Here is an 18,414-nt window from a genome sequence, read left to right as displayed (position 1 = left end):
GTCATTTGAACCCTGCGCTGGCGCTGCCGCGCTGAAAAGAGGTGAGTCATAACAACATGGATATTAACAACAAAGCACGTATTCACTGGGCTTGCCGTCGTGGCATGCGCGAGCTGGACATCTCCATCATGCCGTTCTTCGAATACGAATACGACAGCCTGAATGACGCGGACAAGGCGCTGTTCATCCGTCTGCTCGAGTGCGACGATCCCGATTTGTTCAACTGGCTGATGAATCATGGCGCGCCGCAGGACAGCGAGCTGCAAAGAATGGTGACCCTGATCCAAACGCGAAATAAAGATCGTGGCCCAGTGGCGATGTGATATCCGCATTTCCTGGCGCACCCAGCTGTTCTCTCTGTTGACCCACGGCGTCCTGATCCTGCTGATCCTGATTTCGCCCTGGCCGGAAGGCTTTGGTCCGCTCTGGCTGGTGTTGCTGACGCTGGTGGTGTTTCAGTGCATTCGCAGCCAGAAGCGCATCGCCGCGGTGCAGGGTGAACTGCGGCTGCTGGCGGACAGGCGTTTCAGCTGGCACGGCCGAGAATGGCGGCTGGTGAAGAAGCCCTGGATGCCGGGCTACGGCCTGCTGCTGACGCTACAGCCTATGGAGGGCAAAAAGCGCCGTCGGCTGTGGCTGGCTTCTGACTGCATGAGCAAAGAGGAGTGGCGCCACCTGCGGCAGCTGTTGCTGTATCCGCCGGCGAGTGACGGCGAACAAGACTGATAGGGGGCGCCGGCGCGGATCATGCCGCCGGCGCTCGGCGTTTGGGGAAGATCGCCCGACGGCGGCTACAGCAGCGGCTCCATTTCCAACAGGATCTGTTCGCACCATTGCTGCAGGCGCTCTTCGCTCAGATCGTATTGGTTGACCTCATCGAGCGCCAGGCCGACGAAGTGTTTGCCGTCGGCGCTCAGCGGTTTGGGGCTGGTGAACTCGAAGCCCTCGGTTGGCCAGAAGCCGATGAACTGCACGCCCAGCGGCGCGATGTGATCGTGCAGCATGCCCAGCGCGTCGAGGAACCACTCGCCGTAACCGAGCTGGTCGCCCATGCCGTACATGGCGACGATCTTGCCTTTCAGATCCAGCGCCGGCAGCTGCGGCCAGATAGCTTCCCAGTCTTCCTGCAGTTCGCCGAAATCCCAGGTCGGGATGCCGAGGATGAGAATGGAATAGTCCTCCATCAGCTTGGGCGAGACGTCTTTCAGGTTGTGCAGGTCGACCAGGTCTTCACCCAGAATCTCACGGATTTTTTCTGCCGCCATCTCGGTGTAGCAGGTGCTGGAGCCGTAAAACAGACCAATCTTCATGTGTAAACCGTTACGTTGCTGTTTAGAGAATTGCAGCGAGTATACCTGATTTGCGTCGGCTTAAGGCATAATGGCGCGGGTGGAAATGCAACGAAGAGAGGACCGCGTGCAACAGCAAGACAATGCGCTGATTGAACAATTCCTGGATGCGCTGTGGCTTGAGCGCAATCTGGCGGAAAATACGCTGGCCTCCTACCGGCTGGATTTGCAGGCCCTGGGCGCCTGGCTTGGCCAGCAAAACACCGACTTGCTGCAGGCGCAGGCCTTGGATCTGCAGGCGTTTCTCGCCGAGCGGGTGGATGGCGGCTACAAGGCCACCAGCTCCGCGCGCTTGCTGAGCGCCATGAGGCGCCTGTTTCAGTATCTGTACCGCGAAAAGCTGCGCGCCGACGATCCCACCGCGCAGCTGGCTTCCCCGAAGCTGCCGCAGCGTTTGCCGAAGGATCTGAGCGAGGCGCAGGTCGATGCGCTGCTGCAGGCGCCCTGCGTCGATCAGCCGCTGGAGCTGCGCGACAAGGCGATGCTCGAGGTGTTGTACGCGACCGGGCTGCGGGTCTCTGAGCTGGTGGGGTTGAACATCAGCGACGTCAGCCTGCGTCAGGGCGTGGTGCGGGTGATCGGCAAGGGCAACAAGGAGCGGCTGGTGCCGCTGGGCGAAGAAGCGGTCTACTGGATCGAAAATTATCTGGAGCACGGGCGCCCGTGGCTGGTCAACGGCCAGACGCTGGATGTGCTGTTCCCCAGCAACCGGTGTCAGCAAATGACCCGACAGACGTTCTGGCATCGCATCAAACACTATGCCATCCTTGCGGGCATCGACAGCGAGCGTCTGTCGCCGCACGTGTTGCGGCACGCGTTCGCCACCCATTTGCTGAACCATGGGGCCGATCTCCGTGTCGTACAGATGTTGTTAGGCCACAGCGATCTCTCGACCACGCAAATTTATACTCATGTAGCGACCGAACGACTGAAACAGCTACATCAACAGCATCACCCGCGCGCCTGAGCGGCGGGTTCGAAAGGATTGGAACAATGAAAAAAGGTTTAATGCTGCTCTCTCTGCTGGTGGCTTCGGTGGCCGGCGCCGCCCATGCCGATGACGCGGCGATCAAAAAAGCGCTCGCCAGCCTGGGCATTCAGCAGGCGGACGTGCAGCCTTCGCCGGTCAACGGCCTGAAAACCGTGCTGACCGACAGCGGCGTGCTGTACGCCTCCGAAGACGGCAAGCACATCCTGCAGGGCCCGCTGTTCGACGTCAGCGGCAAAGAGCCGGTCAACGTGACCAACCAACTGCTGAGCACCAAGATGGAAGCGCTGAAAGATCAGATGATCGTTTACAAAGCGCCGAAAGAGAAACACGTGATCACCGTGTTCACCGATATCACCTGCGGTTACTGTCACAAACTGCATCAGCAGATGAAAGAGTACAACGATCTGGGCATTACCGTGCGTTACCTGGCGTTCCCGCGCCAGGGGCTGGCTTCCCAGGCTGAAAAAGACATGCAGTCGATCTGGTGCACCGCCGACAAGGCCAAGGCGTTCGACGCCGCCATGAAGGGCGATGCCGTTTCTCCGGCGACCTGCAAAACCGACATCAGCAAGCATTACGAGCTGGGCGTGCAGTTCGGCATTCAGGGCACGCCGGCCATCATCCTGGAAAACGGCATGATGATCCCGGGCTATCAGGGGCCGAAAGAGATGGCCGCCATGCTGGACGCGCATCAGGCCGCCACCAAAGCCGGTGGTTAATCGCCGGTGAGTATCAAAACGCAACTACGCCGCCGCCCGGCGGCGGACGACACGCATCTGCCCGCCAGTTTGCCGCCGCTTCTGCGCCGGCTTTACGCCCTGCGCGGCGTGCAGGCTGAGCAAGAGCTGGAGCGCGGCGTTAAGGGCATGCTGCCCTGGCAACAGCTGGACGGCATCGACGACGCCGTCAGCCTGTTGCAGCAAGCGCTGGCCGACGGTCGCCGCATCATGGTGGTGGGCGATTTCGACGCCGATGGCGCCACCAGCACCGCGCTGACGGTGCTGGCGCTGCGCAGCATGGGCGGCGCAGCCGTCGACTATCTGGTGCCTAACCGTTTCGAAGACGGTTACGGCCTGAGCCCCGAAGTGGTGGAGCAGGCGGCGGCGCGCGGCGCAGAACTCATTGTTACCGTCGATAACGGCATCTCCTCCCACGCCGGCGTCGACGTGGCGCACGCCAAAGGCATGCAGGTGCTGGTGACCGATCACCACCTGCCGGGCGAGACCCTGCCGGCGGCTGAAGCGATCGTTAACCCCAACCTGCGCGGCTGCGCCTTCCCGTCCAAATCGCTGGCGGGGGTAGGCGTGGCGTTCTACCTGATGCTGGCGCTGCGCGCCCGGCTGCGGGACAGCGGCTGGTTCGAACAGCGCGCGCTGGCGATGCCGAATCTGGCGGAACTGCTGGATCTGGTGGCGCTCGGCACCGTGGCCGACGTGGTGCCGCTGGACGCCAACAACCGCATTCTGGTGTATCAGGGATTAAACCGCATCCGCGCCGGCAAATGCCGACCGGGCATCCGCGCGCTGCTCGAAGTGGCCAACCGCGACGCCCGCCAACTGGCGGCCAACGATCTCGGTTTCGCCCTCGGCCCGCGGCTCAACGCCGCCGGCAGGCTGGACGACATGTCGATCGGCGTGGCGCTGCTGTTGAGCGACGACATCGCGCAGGCGCGCATGCTGGCCAACGATCTCGATGCGCTGAACCAGACGCGACGCGAGATAGAGCAGGGCATGCAGGTGGAAGCCCTGCAGCTGTGCGATCAGCTGGAGCGCACCAGCACCGAGCTGCCTTACGGGCTGGCGATGTATCATCCGGAATGGCATCAGGGCGTGGTGGGCATCCTCGCTTCGCGCATCAAAGAGCGTTTCCACCGTCCGGTGATCGCTTTCGCGCCGGCGGGTGACGGCATCCTGAAAGGCTCCGGGCGTTCGGTGCCCGGCTTGCACATGCGCGACGCGCTGGAGCGGCTGGATATGCTGAACCCCGGGCTGATGATGAAGTTCGGCGGCCACGCGATGGCGGCCGGGCTGTCGCTGGAAGAGGCCAAATTCGACGAGTTCCGCCAGCGTTTCGGCGAGCTGGTGGGCGAATGGCTCGATCCGGCGATGTTGGAAGGGGTGATCTGGTCCGACGGCGAACTGGCGATGCAGGAGCTGTCGTTGACGACGGCGGAGCTGCTGCGCGAGGGCGGCCCGTGGGGCCAGGCGTTCCCGGAACCGACCTTCGACGGCAAGTTCCGCATCCTGCAGCAGCGGTTGGTGGGTGAGAAACACCTGAAGCTGATGGTGGAACCGCTTGGCGGCGGCCCGTTGCTCGACGGCATCGCGTTCAACGTGGACACCACGCTGTGGCCGGACAGCAGCGTGCGCGAAGTGGAACTGGCCTACAAACTCGACGTCAACGAGTTTCGCGGCAACCGCAACGTGCAACTGCTGATCCAGCACCTTTGGCCGCGCTGAGGCGAAATGGGCGTTCGTGTAGCGGTAAGTGACCGGTGTACGAACGCTCCATCAGTTTCGTGGCGGAATAATCAGGCTGGCGACGCCTTTCTGCTCGATAATTTCCAGCATTCTGAGCGCGGAACCTTGGGGTTTCACCGCATTACGTTCCCATTTCTGTACGCTGGTGGTCGACATATTGACCACGGCCGCCAGATCGGCCTGACTTAAGCCAAGCCGTTTGCGTAGCATTTTGATGCGTGCGCCGTCCATTTGCTCACGCTGTTCATGCTGGGCATTTTGCTCTTGCGCCTGAACGCGCGCATCGATGCTGCGCATGGTGTCGTCTGACACTGCGCCAATTTCATTGAATCGTTGCGCCATTTTTTGCAGTCTGAGTAGGCGATTATCAGTCATCGCATTTCACCTCTCGCAGGTAACCGCTATCGATGGCTCGTTTGATAATTTCTGGCGGCATGGCAAGAAAGTCTTTAGCGAGCTCGCGATAGGTTGCTAATTCATCATCGTTAATTTCTTTTGCATCGTTCTGTTTTACGGTGTTTTTTAGCCATCCATCAACAAAATACTGATGGCGTCCGTGTTTAAATGCCACGATGGATCGGGCGCCGCCCCGTTTACCCCGATTGAGCGGGAGGCGTTTCTTGTAGACGCCGCCCCCCAGATCGCCGTCATGGTTGCCATGTTCGAGTTCGTGAGCTGCCGTGCAAATTTTTTGATCGACGATGCGATTTTTCTTCATAAATTTGTCGAAATCATCCGTAACGAAAATGTCCATGTTGGCACCGCCTATCCCTGTTGAGTCATCGTCGTGACTATAGTCTTAATGACTACGCTGCTCAATACTTGAACAGCTTAGTGGCTTGGTTGGCGCCGACAAGAAAACACGGACGAAACGCCAGCTCTCCCCGCTACACGCTTTGGCGCCCGATCGCCACAAAAACTGACCAACTCGCTATAAACTGCCGCCCGGATCCGTTAGAATTAGCGGTTCCAATGGCATTCCGCCATCGACGACATCAACGTAAAAGAACGCAAAACCATGTTTGAAATTAACCCGGTAAAAAACCGAATTCAGGACCTGTCCGAGCGGACTGCGGTTCTTAGGGGGTATCTTTGACTATGATGCCAAGAAGGAACGCCTAGAAGAAGTCAACGCCGAGCTGGAGCAGCCGGACGTTTGGAACGAACCGGAGCGCGCACAGGCGCTCGGCAAAGAGCGCGCCGCGCTGGAAGCCATCGTTGAAACCATCGATCACCTGCAGCAGGGCAGCGAAGATGTCAGCGGTCTGCTGGAGCTGGCGGTGGAAGCCGACGATGAAGAGACCTTCAACGAAGCGGTCGCCGAACTCGATCAACTGATCGCCAAGCTCGAACAGCTGGAATTCCGCCGCATGTTCTCCGGCGAATACGACAGCGCCGACTGCTATCTGGACATTCAGGCCGGCTCCGGCGGCACCGAAGCGCAAGACTGGGCCAGCATGCTGCTGCGCATGTACCTGCGCTGGGCCGAAGCCAAGGGCTTCAAGACCGAAGTGATCGAAGAGTCCGACGGCGACGTCGCGGGCCTGAAATCGGCCACCATCAAGATCATCGGCGACTACGCGTTCGGCTGGTTGCGCACTGAAACCGGCGTTCACCGCCTGGTGCGCAAGAGCCCGTTCGACTCCGGCGGCCGTCGCCACACCTCGTTCAGCTCGGTGTTCATCTACCCGGAAGTGGACGACGATATCGACATCGATATCAACCCGGCGGATCTGCGCATCGACGTGTACCGCGCCTCCGGTGCGGGCGGTCAGCACGTCAACAAAACCGAATCCGCCGTACGTATTACTCACCTGCCAACCAACATCGTGGTGCAGTGCCAGAACGATCGTTCTCAGCATAAGAACAAGGATCAAGCGTTTAAACAGCTGCGAGCCAAGCTGTACGAGTTTGAGATGCAAAAGAAAAATGCTGATAAACAGGCGATGGAAGACAACAAGTCCGACATCGGCTGGGGCAGCCAAATCCGTTCTTACGTGCTGGATGACTCCCGCATCAAGGATTTGCGCACCAACGTCGAAACGCGTAACACGCAGGCCGTACTGGATGGCGACCTGGATAAATTCATTGAGGCAAGTTTGAAAGCCGGGTTATGAGGAATAGAAATGTCTGAACAACAAGTACAGGGCGCCGATCAGGCGCTGGATCTCAATAACGAGCTGCAGTCCCGCCGCGAGAAACTGGCCGGCCTGCGTGAGAACGGCATTGCGTTCCCGAACGACTTCCGTCGCGACTCCACCTCCGACAAACTGCACGCCGCGTACGGCGATAAAGACAACGAAGAGCTGGAAGCGCTGGGCGTAGAAGTGACCGTCGCCGGCCGCATGATGACCCGCCGCATTATGGGCAAGGCATCTTTCGTTACGCTGCAGGACGTGGGCGGCCGCATTCAGCTGTACGTCGCGCGCGACGATCTGGCTGAAGGCGTGTACAACGAGCAGTTCAAGAAGTGGGACCTGGGCGATATCCTCGGCGCGCGCGGCAAGCTGTTCAAAACCAAGACCGGCGAACTGTCGATCCACTGCACCGAACTGCGTCTGCTGACCAAAGCGCTGCGTCCGCTGCCGGACAAATTCCACGGCCTGGCGGATCAGGAAACCCGTTACCGCCAGCGTTACCTGGATCTGATCGCCAACGAAGAATCGCGCAACACCTTCAAGGTGCGTTCTCAGGTGATGTCGGCTATCCGTAACTTCATGGTGGAACGCGGCTTCATGGAAGTCGAAACCCCGATGATGCAGGTGATCCCGGGCGGCGCGTCGGCGCGTCCGTTCATCACCCACCACAATGCGCTGGATATCGACATGTATCTGCGCATCGCGCCGGAACTGTATCTGAAGCGTCTGGTGGTCGGCGGCTTCGAGCGCGTGTTCGAAATCAACCGCAACTTCCGCAACGAAGGCGTTTCTCCGCGTCATAATCCAGAGTTCACCATGATGGAACTCTACATGGCTTACGCGGATTACAAAGACCTGATCGAGCTGACCGAGACGCTGTTCCGCACCCTGACCGAGAAAGTGCTGGGTACCTCTCAGGTGCAGTACGGCGACGAAGTGTTCGACTTCGGCAAGCCGTTCGAGAAGCTGACCATGACCGAGGCTATCAAGAAATACCGTCCGGAAACCGATCTGGCTGACCTGGCCGACATGGACAAAGCGGTGGCCATCGCGGAATCCATCGGCATCAAGGTTGAGAAGAGCTGGGGCCTGGGCCGCGTCGTGACCGAGATCTTCGAAGAAGTGGCGGAAAGCCATCTGATTCAGCCGACCTTCATCACCGAGTACCCGGCTGAAGTGTCGCCGCTGGCGCGCCGCAACGACGTGAACCCGGAAATCACCGACCGCTTCGAGTTCTTCATCGGCGGCCGTGAAATCGGCAACGGCTTCTCCGAGCTGAACGACGCCGAAGACCAGGCGCAGCGCTTCGCCGATCAGGTGAACGCCAAAGACGCCGGCGACGACGAAGCGATGTTCTACGACGAAGACTACGTCACCGCGCTGGAGCACGGCCTGCCGCCAACCGCCGGTCTGGGCATCGGCATCGACCGCATGGTGATGCTGTTCACCAACAGCCACACCATCCGCGACGTGATTCTGTTCCCGGCGATGCGCCCGCAGAAATAATCGCGTTTAGCGTGCAACAACCGGTGCGGGCAACTGCGCCGGTTTTTTTTCGTCTGCAGGACTTAACCGCTTAAAACATCGACAGTTACGCGCCATCTCCGCTTGCCCGCCGCCGATAACCGGTTATAATGCCTGTCGCACATCGATGCGGGTGTAGTTCAATGGTAGAACGGCAGCTTCCCAAGCTGCATACGAGGGTTCGATTCCCTTCACCCGCTCCAGTACCCTCCTCGTGAAAGCATCCTGATTCTCCAAAACGTTACCCCAACCCAATCCTTTGCACATGTAAGCATTATTTCTGGTCGCCCTCCATCCCACCCGCATCATCAGCGCCGCAGGGAGGAAGGCAGGGCAAAAAAATGCCGCCCCTGGGGACGGCATGTCGGCATTCAGCGCACCAGATGCAAGAAATGCAGATGTTTTTCGTACTGGTCGAGAATATCGTTGATCAACTGCTCCTGATTCCAGCCCATGACATCGTAGTTCTGGCCGCCTTCTTTCAGGTAGATCTCCGCGCGATAATATTTGTGCTGCTCGGCTTGCTGTTCATCATTATCCAGCCCGGCCAGGGCGAAGGTCGGCGAGCTGTAGCCGCGCAGTCTGACTTCATAGATAAAGTTAAGCTCATCGCCTAAATCAACCTCGAAACGAATGCGATCTTCCGCGCCGGTGTTGATGCTGCTGAGCGTGCCTTGCTTGCTCAGCTCCTCCTGCACCAGCGTCATGGCCGACTGGATGACTTCGTCCATAAAGCGCTTAACCAGCGAGCGCTTTGGCAGATAAGCGATATTACGCAGCCTGCGCTGCCAGGGGATAGGATTGCGGGCGGCGGTAGGGGCGATGGTGGCCATATTCCGGCTGTCGCGCTTGGTCAGATCGCGACGCAGCGCCTTAAGCAAACCGTAAATGGATATCAGCAAGATGGCCGAGAAAGGCAGCGCGCTGGCGATGGTGACGGTTTGCAGCGCGCTGAGCCCCCCGGCGATCAGCAAGGCGATGGCGACGATGCCCATCAGCGACGCCCAGAAAATGCGTTGCCATACCGGCGTGTTGCTGGAGCCGCCCGAAGCCAGGGTATCCACGACCATGGCGCCGGAGTCGGCGGACGTGACAAAAAAGACGATAACCATCGCCATGGCGATAAACGAAAGCACGCTGGAGAATGGGAAATGCTCCAGGAAGTTAAACAACGCCAAGGCCACGTCTTGTTGTACCGTAGCGGCGAGATCTGTCGCGCCCTTTTCCATGATGAGGTAAATGGCGCTGTTGCCGAACACGGTCATCCACATGAGGGTGAAGCCGGCCGGGACGAACAGCACGCCCGTGACAAATTCGCGGATGGTTCGGCCGCGGGAAACCCGGGCGATGAACATCCCGACGAAAGGCGACCAGGAGAGCCACCACCCCCAGTAGAGCAGCGTCCATCCGCCTAACCAGTTGCTGGATTTGGGTTCATAGGCATACAGGTTGAAGGTTTTGCTGACCAGCTCGGACAGATAGCCGCCGGTATTTTCCACAAAGGATTTCAACAGCAAAACGGTTGGCCCCAACAGCAACACCAAGGCCAGGAGCAACAGCGCCAGGCTGAGGTTCAGCTCCGACAGAAAGCGTATGCCCTTCTCCAGCCCGGAAACCACGGAAATGGTGGCCAGCCCGGTAATCACCACGATTAATATCACCTGAACGGTTTCGTTGATTGGCACGCCAAACAGGTGGTTAAGCCCGGCGTTGACCTGCAATACGCCATAACCCAGCGAGGTCGCGACCCCGAATACGGTGCCGATGACGGCGAAGATATCGACGGCGTGGCCGATAGGGCCATAAATGCGATCGCCGATGATCGGATAAAGCGCGGAGCGCAGGGTCAACGGCAGGCCATGCCGATAGCTGAAGAAGGCCAGAATCAACGCCACGATGGCGTAGATCGCCCAGGCATGCAGCCCCCAGTGGAAAAAGGTCAGGCGCATGGCCTGTTTGGCCGCCTCGATGCTCTCGGGCGTGCCGACCGGCGGCGAGAGATAGTGCATAACCGGTTCCGCCACGCCGAAGAACATCAGACCGATACCCATCCCCGCCGAAAATAGCATGGCAAACCAGGAGTGGTAGCGAAAATCGGGTTGCGCATGATCGGGGCCAAGTTTGATGTCGCCGTAACGAGAAAGCCCCAGAAACGTCACGCTGAGCAATATGAGCGCCACGGCCAAAATATAAAACCAGCTGGCGTTGGTGAAGATTTGTTGCTGCAGAAGCTTGAAGTTTTTGTCAGCGACGTCGGGGAAAAAGGCGGCGAAGGCGACCAGAAGAAAAATGAGGACTGCAGAGGTGAAGAATACCGCTTTGTTGATATGGCTTTGCGGCTTATTTAAGGAGGTGTCTTTCTCACTCATAAATTGATTTATTCCATTTGTTTGATTATCGCCCTGAATGGAGGAAAGGTGGTGACTGTAATATCGTAGCAAAATAGTTGGGTTGGCGCAGGAGGCCGACGCCGCTCTATAGAGCGGAATTACCGCTGTCTCTGTGCGGTAATTCCGAATAATTCACGTTGCCGTTAGTTAAATAAAAAGGCCAATAACCCCGTCACCTTATTCTTATTTTCCCATCCTTCCAATTTCATGCAGGCATTAACGTGTTCTTTTCTGCGCATTTCATTGCTGTCCGAGGGATAAGCGCCACCGCCGGTGTGGGGAATCTCCGCGCCGTTGATAGTCATGGAGGAGAATACAGGCGAGCGGGTGTCTAAAGACAGGCTCACGGGATAGCGTTGTTCGGCTTCTTGTCGGCAGCTTGCTCTGGCGGCCTCAAGGGGTGTCGGAGCCGCCGTTTGCGCTTCCCACTTTTCCGGCGTGGCGCAAGAAGACATCATCAACACGGCGGTGATAACGGCATATTTTCTCAACGTAAAAATTCCTTTTCAAAAAAATCCCGCCTATTTTACCCAACCCCTCAAACAGGGGGAGCGTTATTCTCGTTTAACGCCTCCGGCGACACGCACGGCTATTCATGCGGTGTGGCCCGCCGGAAAACCGAACGGGCCGTTATGGCGCATTAACCGAGGATCTCCTTGGCGAGTATTTCAAACAGCGTATCGATCTCATCAAGGGTGTTGTAGTGCATCATGCCGATGCGCAGCACGCCGCCGTCCTGCAACCCCAGCTGTTGCACCAAGCCCAACGCATAGAAATGCCCACTGCCGGCGCAGATGTTGTGCTGCCCCAGCCGTCGGGCGATCGCGTCGGGCGCCTGGCCGCTGAAGGTCAGGGCGAAGGTCGGCGTGCGGCGTGCGCTGTCCGCCTGCGGATTGCCGTAGAGCCGCACGCCGTCGAGTTGCTGCAGCCGTTGCAAAAAGTGGCGGCACAGCGCCTCTTCATGCCGGTGGTAGGCGGCGAAGCTCTCCTGCAGACGCTGCCTTAACGGCGCACCGGGCGTGCCCCACTGCGCCAGATACTCGATAGCGGCCGCGACGCCGGCCAGCGCTTCGAAGCTCTGCGTGCCGGTCTCGAAACGGCCGGGGCCGACGTCGGTGGCCGGCTCGACTTTGTACGGCCGCAGGCGCTGCAGCCACTGCGGCGCGATGTAGGCCATGCCGACGTGCGGGCCAAAGAATTTGTAGGCGGAGCACACCAGGAAGTCACATCCCAACGCCTGCACGTCGATCAGGTTATGCGGCGCGTAATGAACGGCGTCGACATACACCTGCGCGCCCACCCGATGCGCGGCTTCAACGATGGTTTTGATATCGACGATGCTGCCGGTGACGTTGGACGCGTAGCTGACCGCCACCAGACGCGTGTTGGCGTTGATGCGCGCGCACACTTTTGCCGCGTCGAGAGAACAATCGGCGCTCTCCAGCGCCATCTGATGCACCACGGCGCCTTTGTCGGCGGCGGCCTGCTGCCAGCTGGAGACGTTGGCGTAGTGATCCAGCGCGGTGACGATGACCTCATCGCCGTCCCGCCAATCGCGACTGATGATGCGGCTGAGATGAAAGGTCAGCGTGGTCATGTTCATGCCGAAGACGATGTTGTCGGGCGACGGCGCATTTAACAAGGCGCGCACCGATTCGCGCGCCTGACTCATCACCTCGCCGGTAACCCGGCTGGAGAAGTAGTGCCCGCCCAGGTTGGCGTTGTACTTCCCCAGGTAGTCGGTCATTTTTTCCAGCACGCCCCGGGAAACTTGCGCACCGCCGGGGCCGTCGAAAAAGATCGCCGGTTTGCCTTCGATCTGCCGGGACAGGGCGCTGAACTGGCGTCGGGCGAGCTCGGGGGTAAAGGTCATGCTTTCTCTCCCCGAGCGGTGAGGACGAAGAGATCCAGATAGCCTTCTTCATTCGGGCTTACGGTATTGATCGGCGTGGCGTTGTGCCACAGTTTACTGTCCGCCAATAGCACGGCTTCACCGTCGGCCAGCGCTTTTTTGAAGAAAGGATCGTGGCGGCTGTCGTCGTACAGCATGATTTCGCCGCCGACGATATTGTGGCGGTGAATGGCGATCATCGCGATATGGTCGAAACCGTCCTGGTGAATGCCTTCCGGCGCCACCAGCGTATCTTTTTGGATGGCGACCACGCGCATCTGGTGGATCTCTATCTCGGCGCCTTCCGGCAGTTCGTTATTTTCGGCAAACAGGTTGCACATCTCCGCCATGCCGGCGCTCTGCAGCACGGCGCTGTCGATAGGCTCGAAGCGGCGCACCACGTTGCCCTGGAAATGGTTGATCTGATCCGATTGCATGAAGGTGCGCGGCCCCACTTCGGCGATGTTGGGGTTGAGGTATTTCACGACGGAATAACGGCGCAGGCGATATTTGCCGTCGGCATGTTGCGTGTGGGGCAAGGAAGAAAATGAGGGCATCAGCTCTTGGGTGGCTTGCGGGCTTAGTACAGTCATACTTATTACGTTTTCGTGTTTCTGTAACATAATCACCTCTAATAATAATAATTTCTGATGTTGTAGGGGGTAATTCGATTGAATTGTAGACGACTCTATAACCAACGCAATGTGGGGTTGGCGAGGTGTGATGGCGGTCGTAAAGTGGGGAGAACGCAAAAAGATAAAGTGGCGAAAAGTCGGCTGGCGCGGCGGTGAAACGGCGCGGCATCTTGCCCGCACCGGCAGGTATCAAGCGATGGGCGCGCGGCCCTCGTGTTCAGAATGTCTCGAAATAAAGCTCGCGCAACAGCCAGGAGATTTCGTTATTGGTGCGGTTTAGGACGTCTATTCTGTGAACCCCTATCGCTTCTGCGCGCAGGTCGAGCAGCAGGTTGCGAATCTGCCGGAATAACGGGGTTTGCGGGTTGGGTTTGGCCAACTGCTGTCCACACAGTTTGATACCGGCGTCGCAGCCGGTGGCGATGTCCGTCAGGCAGCACGGGCAAGCGGTTTTTTGGCGCGCCATATTGCGGCATTGTTGCCCGATTACCTGATTGAAGTGGCGTAATTGCAGGCAGACCTCCCGCGAGTTCAACGGTTTGGAATGGGTTGTCATCGGTTTCAGCTCCCTTGTCTTCGCCTATATTGGCACTTACCGATGAAGATAACCACGGACAAGCTGAGGGGGTATCGCCTTGTTTTGTTTGCAAATGGGGAGGGGATAGCGGCCCGCCGTCGGCGGGCCGTTACGATCAGGCGCGTTTAAACAGATTCGCTGCCTGGAACAGGGCAAAGGAACTGACCAGCATCTCGATGCCGACGATCGCCGTCACCAGCGTCACCGACGCCGCCGGGCCTGAGCCGATCAGCATCCAGGCGATGATCAAATCGAGTACGCCGATGACGAACTGCAGCCAGTTGCCCGGCAGGCCGCGGCGCATATAGCCTGCCGCCAGGCGCGCGATGCCGCCGAGCGCAAACAGCACGGCGAGGTAGACCGCCAGCGCCAGAATGCCCGCCAGCGGGCTGGTGATGAACACATAGCCGATAATCAGGTAGGCCACGCCTAGCAGAATGCCGCCGATCATCGGCCAGGTATTCTGCGCCCGGTTGGCGATCATGGCGATAATCAGCCCGGCGCCGCTCAACAGCAGCAGGACGCCCACCACGATGCTCAGCGCTGCGCCGGAGGCGAAAGGATTCACCAGGCACAGTATGCCGCCCGCCAGCAGCAGGAAAGCGATGATCAGCAGGGTGGTGCGTTGCTTTTTGAGCAGCTCTTCGCTCAGGAGGGGCAGATTATTGCGGTCGAGGTTCAACATGACAGTACTCCATTTCGTCGTTGGGAAATTAATCAGTCATCCTTACCTGTTTAGCATAGACCGTCTGGGGGTTTTTGACTGACCCGGCGCAAATGTTACACTGTGCGGCTGACGCGTATCAGAACCGAAAAGACGATTGGGGACAGGATTTGAGCACAGGAAGCAAGCTGGCAAGGTGGCGCCGCATCGCGGTGTGTCTGACATTGGGGCTGCTGTTGGCCGGGTGTTCGGGTAAAAACACCTACAACCGCGACTACGACAAACTGCCGAAGGGCAGTTACACCGGCAAGTCCTACACCGTCAAACGGGGCGATACGCTGTACTACATCGCCTGGATCACCGACAGCGAAGTCGGCGATCTGGCCAGAATCAACAAGATACGCCCGCCCTATAATCTGGAAGTGGGGCAAAAACTGCGGCTGAGCGGCGGCGCGCCGACCAAAACCGCCGCCACGCGCCGTAAAACATCCTCGTCTTCCGCCGCGATCGCCAAGCAGACGCCGCCGCCGGGCGCCGCACGTTGCTGGCGCTGGCCGACCAGTGGCCGGATCGTGCAGGCGTACTCCAATGCCGATGGCGGCAACAAGGGCATCGACATCGCCGGTAAACGCGGCCAGCCGATCTATGCTTCCGCCAAGGGCAAAGTGGTGTACGTCGGCAACCAACTGCGCGGCTACGGCAACCTGATCATGATTAAGCACGGCGAAGACTTTATTACCGCCTATGCGCACAACGACACCACGCTGGTGCGCAATGGCCAGGATGTGAAAGCGGGGCAGAAGATCGGCACCATGGGCAGCACCGGCACCGATTCGGTGTTCCTGCATTTCCAGATCCGCTACCGCGCCACCGCGCTCGATCCGCAGCGCTATCTGCCGCCGCAGGGATCGTCGCCGTCCTGTTAACGTCAATCCGGCTCCTTGCGGAGCCGGATGTCAGCTATTTCAGCGGCAGATAAAGATCGGTCACCAGTTCATATTCCGCCACCTCGTGCACGAAGTTGTGGTAGTGGAAATAGAGCGGGAAATCGCGCAGCTCCTCGCCGCTGGCCGGCAACCACTCGCGGTACAGATAGCGGGCGCTTTCCGAGAGCCCATCCAGCGATCCGAGATGGCGCAGCACCGCGCAGCGCCCGGCCGGCAGCGTGCCGTTCACCACGCCGAAGGCGTTGTCCTCCGGGATCGGCGTAGTGACTTCGCCGCAAATGAAGAAGTGGAAGTCCTGCGCTTCGGTGGTGGCCGGATCGTGCGGCGCGATGCCGTAAGTGCGGCTGCTTCTGACCGGCGACAGGCCGCTGGTTTTGCGCCACTCGATAAAGCGTGCGGCGGTTTCGTTGACCAGCGCGGGCGGGCCGCTATGTTCGATCATCGCCACCGGCGTGGCCGGAAAATCGACAATGTCTACCTTCATGGGGTGTTTCCTTCTGTGTTTAGGTTCGGGAAAGCGCTGCTGCCAATCGATCCAGGCCGGCTGTTTGCGAAACTGGCTCGGCGTTTGGCTGAACGCCTGTTTGAAGGCGCGGCTGAAGGACTCCGGGTTCTGAAAACCGGCGTCCAGCGCGATGTCAATCACCGGCTCCAGCGGGTTATACGCCAGGCGGTAAGAGGCGCGTTTAAGCCTCATCCACTGGATATAACGCCACACCGAGATGCCGCAATACGCGCTAAACTGGCGTTGAAAGTGAAAGCGCGAAAAATGGGCCACTTCGCTCAGCTTGTCGACGGTAAGCGCCTCGTCCAGGTGGCGGTCGATATAGTCAAAGACCTGCGCAAAGCGCTTTGCATACGTCTGGGTCATGTGATTGTCTCCTCCATGCCTGAACTTTGCCCGAGTCGCTGCCGCTTCTCCTGACGGATGATGCTGAGTTGCCATCGCAGGAAAACGGAATGGCTGCGGCGTTCGCCGCCGACCAGGCCAAACTCATAACTCCCGCGCGGCCATGCGCCGCGAGCCCGACCGAGAAGATGAATATTACATGATGGATCGTTCCCGCTTGCTGAAATTCCTGCTGCCCTATCTGTGGCCGAAAGACAACCCGCGGCTGCGTTGGTATCTGGTGGTGGCCTTTGTGTTCATGGTGGTGGCCAAGGTCAGCACCACGCTGGTGCCGCTGGCCTACAAAGCGATGGTCGATGCGCTGAGCGGCGAGACGGCGAAAATGCTGGCGGTGCCGCTGGGGCTGATCGTCGCCTACGGCGTGGCGCGAGTGGGCGGCGCGCTGTTTGAGGAGCTGCGCAACGTGATGTTTATCCACGTCAGCCAAAACGCCACGCGCCTGTTGGGCGTGCGGGTGTTTCGCCAGCTGCATGCGCTGAGCCTGCGCTTTCATCTGGAGCGCCAGACCGGCGGGCTGTCGCTGTCTATCGAGCGCGGCACCCAGGCGGTGTCCACGGTGCTGTCGCGATTGTTGTTCTCCATCGTGCCGATCCTGTTCGAGCTGACGCTGGTCACGGCGATCATGTGGCATATGCTGAATGGCTGGTTCGCGTTGGCGATCCTGACCACGGTCGGCTGCTACATTCTGTTCACCGTGCTGGCGGTGAGCTGGCGCACCCGCTTTCGCCGCGAGCTCAACAAAGCCAACGCCGACGCCAACAGCAAATCCATCGACAGCCTGCTGAACTATGAGACCGTGAAGTACTTCGGCAATGAAGCGTTCGAGGCTGAGCGCTTCGATCTGTCGCGCCGGCTCTACGAATACGCCGCCATCAAGAACCAATTCAGTTTTACCGCGATCAACCTGGGGCAAACCGCCATTATCTCGATCGGACTGATCGTCATGATGGCCATGGCGGCGCAGGGCATTAGGCAGGGGACGATGACGGTCGGCGACTTCGTGCTGGTCAACGCCTACCTGCTGCAGCTGTACCAGCCGCTGAACTTCTTCGGCTTTATCTACTCGGAGGTGCGCCAGGCGCTGATCGACATGGAGAACATGTTCGATCTGCTGCAGGAAAAGCGTGAGATCGTCGATAGCCCGGATGCGCAGCCGCTGCGCCTCGAGCGCGGCGAAGTGCGGTTCGACGCGGTCAGCTTCGGTTACGACACGCGTCGGCCGATCCTCAAGCAGGTGAGCTTTACCATTCCGGCGGGCCACACGGTGGCGGTGGTCGGCGCCTCCGGCGCGGGCAAGTCCACGCTGTCGCGCCTGCTGTTCCGCTTTTACGACGTGCAGGGCGGCGCCATTACCCTCGACGGCCAGGACATTCGTCAAATGACCCAGGCCAGCCTGCGACAGGCGATCGGCATCGTGCCGCAGGATACGGTGCTGTTCAACGATACGCTGCGCTACAACATCGGCTATGGCAAAACCGGCTCCAGCGATGAAGAAATCGAGCGGGCGGCGCGGCTGGCGCATATCCATGATTTTATCGTCGGTCTGCCCGACGGTTACGACACCCGGGTGGGCGAGCGCGGGTTGAAGCTGTCGGGCGGTGAAAAGCAGCGGGTGGCGATCGCGCGCACCATCCTGAAAAATCCGGCCATCCTGGTATTCGACGAGGCGACCAGCGCGCTGGATACCCAGACCGAGCGCGAAATCCAGGGACACCTGCGCGAGGTGAGCCGCAACCACACCACGCTGGTGATCGCTCATCGGCTCTCCACCGTGGTGGATGCCGATGAAATTATCGTGCTGGAGGCGGGGGAGATCGTCGAGCGCGGAGGGCACGAGGCGTTGCTGGCCGCGAACGGCCGCTACGCCGCCATGTGGCAAACCCAGTACAGCGAAGAGCAGGAACCGCGCTGACGCTGC

The 18,414-nt window shown here is 59.4% G+C and carries 19 protein-coding genes and 1 tRNA gene; 10 read left to right on the top strand and 10 right to left on the bottom strand.

Annotated elements, in window-relative coordinates:
• Positions 1 to 56 precede the first annotated feature (56 nt).
• Both sdhE and IMX17_RS20485 read left to right on the top strand, forming a co-directional pair.
• Positions 57 to 323, top strand: coding sequence for an FAD assembly factor SdhE (gene sdhE / locus IMX17_RS20490; RefSeq protein WP_019455657.1), 267 nt, complete (start codon positions 57 to 59; stop codon positions 321 to 323).
• Positions 304 to 726 (top strand): protein YgfX, encoded by a 423-nt coding sequence (locus IMX17_RS20485; protein ID WP_046899001.1) that lies wholly within the window; start codon positions 304 to 306, stop codon positions 724 to 726. Before sdhE ends, IMX17_RS20485 begins: the two co-directional genes overlap by 20 nt.
• A gap of 65 nt (positions 727 to 791) precedes the next feature.
• Here IMX17_RS20485 and fldB read toward each other — a convergent pair whose 3' ends face one another.
• Complete coding sequence (gene fldB / locus IMX17_RS20480; protein ID WP_033635825.1) at positions 792 to 1,310, bottom strand: flavodoxin FldB; 519 nt, start codon at positions 1,308 to 1,310, stop codon at positions 792 to 794.
• 106 nt (positions 1,311 to 1,416) lie between these two features.
• Between fldB and xerD the strand changes: the two genes are divergently transcribed.
• Genes xerD through recJ form a run of 3 tightly spaced genes read left to right on the top strand, consistent with a single transcriptional unit; the run spans position 1,417 to position 4,799 of the window.
• On the top strand, positions 1,417 to 2,316 hold the full coding sequence (xerD, locus tag IMX17_RS20475) for a site-specific tyrosine recombinase XerD (protein ID WP_033644935.1): 900 nt from the start codon (positions 1,417 to 1,419) through the stop codon (positions 2,314 to 2,316).
• Between the two features lie 26 nt (positions 2,317 to 2,342).
• Positions 2,343 to 3,059, top strand: coding sequence for a bifunctional protein-disulfide isomerase/oxidoreductase DsbC (gene dsbC / locus IMX17_RS20470; RefSeq protein ID WP_042785306.1), 717 nt, complete (start codon positions 2,343 to 2,345; stop codon positions 3,057 to 3,059).
• 6 nt (positions 3,060 to 3,065) lie between these two features.
• A complete protein-coding gene (gene recJ, locus IMX17_RS20465; protein WP_033639478.1) occupies positions 3,066 to 4,799 on the top strand; it encodes a single-stranded-DNA-specific exonuclease RecJ in 1,734 nt (577 codons plus the stop codon).
• A gap of 51 nt (positions 4,800 to 4,850) precedes the next feature.
• Here the strand turns inward: recJ and IMX17_RS20460 are convergent, their stop codons facing one another.
• On the bottom strand, positions 4,851 to 5,195 hold the full coding sequence (locus IMX17_RS20460) for a DNA-binding transcriptional regulator (RefSeq protein WP_046899002.1): 345 nt from the start codon (positions 5,193 to 5,195) through the stop codon (positions 4,851 to 4,853).
• Positions 5,188 to 5,574 carry a type II toxin-antitoxin system RelE/ParE family toxin gene (locus IMX17_RS20455; protein ID WP_193550172.1) on the bottom strand — a complete coding sequence of 129 codons (387 nt, stop codon included), beginning with the start codon at positions 5,572 to 5,574 and terminating at the stop codon, positions 5,188 to 5,190. The genes IMX17_RS20460 and IMX17_RS20455 overlap by 8 nt, the downstream gene beginning before the upstream one ends.
• Before the next feature lie 264 nt (positions 5,575 to 5,838).
• Here IMX17_RS20455 and prfB point away from each other — a divergent pair.
• From prfB to IMX17_RS20440, 3 genes are all read left to right on the top strand, one after another.
• Positions 5,839 to 6,937 (top strand): peptide chain release factor 2 gene (prfB, locus tag IMX17_RS20450; RefSeq protein ID WP_099783420.1). Its coding sequence is split into 2 segments (ribosomal slippage): positions 5,839 to 5,913 and positions 5,915 to 6,937, totalling 1,098 coding nucleotides; the frame shifts between segments, so codons are not numbered across the junction.
• A 9-nt stretch (positions 6,938 to 6,946) separates the two neighbouring features.
• Positions 6,947 to 8,464 (top strand): lysine--tRNA ligase, encoded by a 1,518-nt coding sequence (lysS, locus tag IMX17_RS20445; RefSeq protein WP_046899004.1) that lies wholly within the window; start codon positions 6,947 to 6,949, stop codon positions 8,462 to 8,464.
• Positions 8,465 to 8,611: 147 nt separating this feature from the next.
• Positions 8,612 to 8,685, top strand: a tRNA-Gly gene (locus tag IMX17_RS20440).
• Positions 8,686 to 8,853: 168 nt separating this feature from the next.
• Here IMX17_RS20440 and betT read toward each other — a convergent pair.
• The 6 genes from betT to IMX17_RS20410 all read right to left on the bottom strand — a co-directional run bounded on the left by betT (position 8,854) and on the right by IMX17_RS20410 (position 14,660).
• A complete protein-coding gene (gene betT / locus IMX17_RS20435; protein ID WP_193550171.1) occupies positions 8,854 to 10,851 on the bottom strand; it encodes a choline BCCT transporter BetT in 1,998 nt (665 codons plus the stop codon).
• A 164-nt stretch (positions 10,852 to 11,015) separates the two neighbouring features.
• The gene (locus tag IMX17_RS20430; protein ID WP_227414653.1) at positions 11,016 to 11,363 is read right to left on the bottom strand and encodes a hypothetical protein; all 348 of its coding nucleotides are present in this window, start codon (positions 11,361 to 11,363) and stop codon (positions 11,016 to 11,018) included.
• 149 nt (positions 11,364 to 11,512) lie between these two features.
• Positions 11,513 to 12,745, bottom strand: a complete 1,233-nt coding sequence (locus IMX17_RS20425; protein ID WP_193550170.1) for a cysteine desulfurase-like protein — start codon at positions 12,743 to 12,745, stop codon at positions 11,513 to 11,515.
• Positions 12,742 to 13,356, bottom strand: a complete 615-nt coding sequence (locus tag IMX17_RS20420) for a 2OG-Fe dioxygenase family protein (protein WP_223524591.1) — start codon at positions 13,354 to 13,356, stop codon at positions 12,742 to 12,744. Before IMX17_RS20420 ends, IMX17_RS20425 begins: the two co-directional genes overlap by 4 nt.
• Before the next feature lie 259 nt (positions 13,357 to 13,615).
• Positions 13,616 to 13,954, bottom strand: coding sequence for a hypothetical protein (locus tag IMX17_RS20415; protein WP_033644790.1), 339 nt, complete (start codon positions 13,952 to 13,954; stop codon positions 13,616 to 13,618).
• Between the two features lie 136 nt (positions 13,955 to 14,090).
• The gene (locus tag IMX17_RS20410; RefSeq protein WP_004931723.1) at positions 14,091 to 14,660 is read right to left on the bottom strand and encodes an HdeD family acid-resistance protein; all 570 of its coding nucleotides are present in this window, start codon (positions 14,658 to 14,660) and stop codon (positions 14,091 to 14,093) included.
• 149 nt (positions 14,661 to 14,809) lie between these two features.
• Between IMX17_RS20410 and actS the strand changes: the two genes are divergently transcribed.
• Positions 14,810 to 15,565, top strand: a complete 756-nt coding sequence (gene actS / locus IMX17_RS20405; RefSeq protein WP_033644792.1) for an amidase activator ActS — start codon at positions 14,810 to 14,812, stop codon at positions 15,563 to 15,565.
• Between the two features lie 34 nt (positions 15,566 to 15,599).
• On the opposite strand, the gene IMX17_RS20400 is transcribed toward actS, so the two are convergent.
• Complete coding sequence (locus IMX17_RS20400; RefSeq protein WP_046899007.1) at positions 15,600 to 16,457, bottom strand: GyrI-like domain-containing protein; 858 nt, start codon at positions 16,455 to 16,457, stop codon at positions 15,600 to 15,602.
• 181 nt (positions 16,458 to 16,638) lie between these two features.
• Between IMX17_RS20400 and IMX17_RS20395 the strand changes: the two genes are divergently transcribed.
• Entirely contained in the window at positions 16,639 to 18,408 is a 1,770-nt protein-coding gene (locus tag IMX17_RS20395; protein ID WP_046899079.1) for an ABC transporter ATP-binding protein/permease, read from the top strand.
• Positions 18,409 to 18,414 lie beyond the last annotated feature (6 nt).

Origin of the sequence: Serratia sp. X3 (genome assembly GCF_014982455.1) — a bacterium.
GTDB lineage: Bacteria > Pseudomonadota > Gammaproteobacteria > Enterobacterales > Enterobacteriaceae > Serratia > Serratia ureilytica.
The sequence above is the reverse complement of the archived record's forward strand: the minus strand, read 5'-3'. Positions and strand labels throughout refer to the sequence as shown.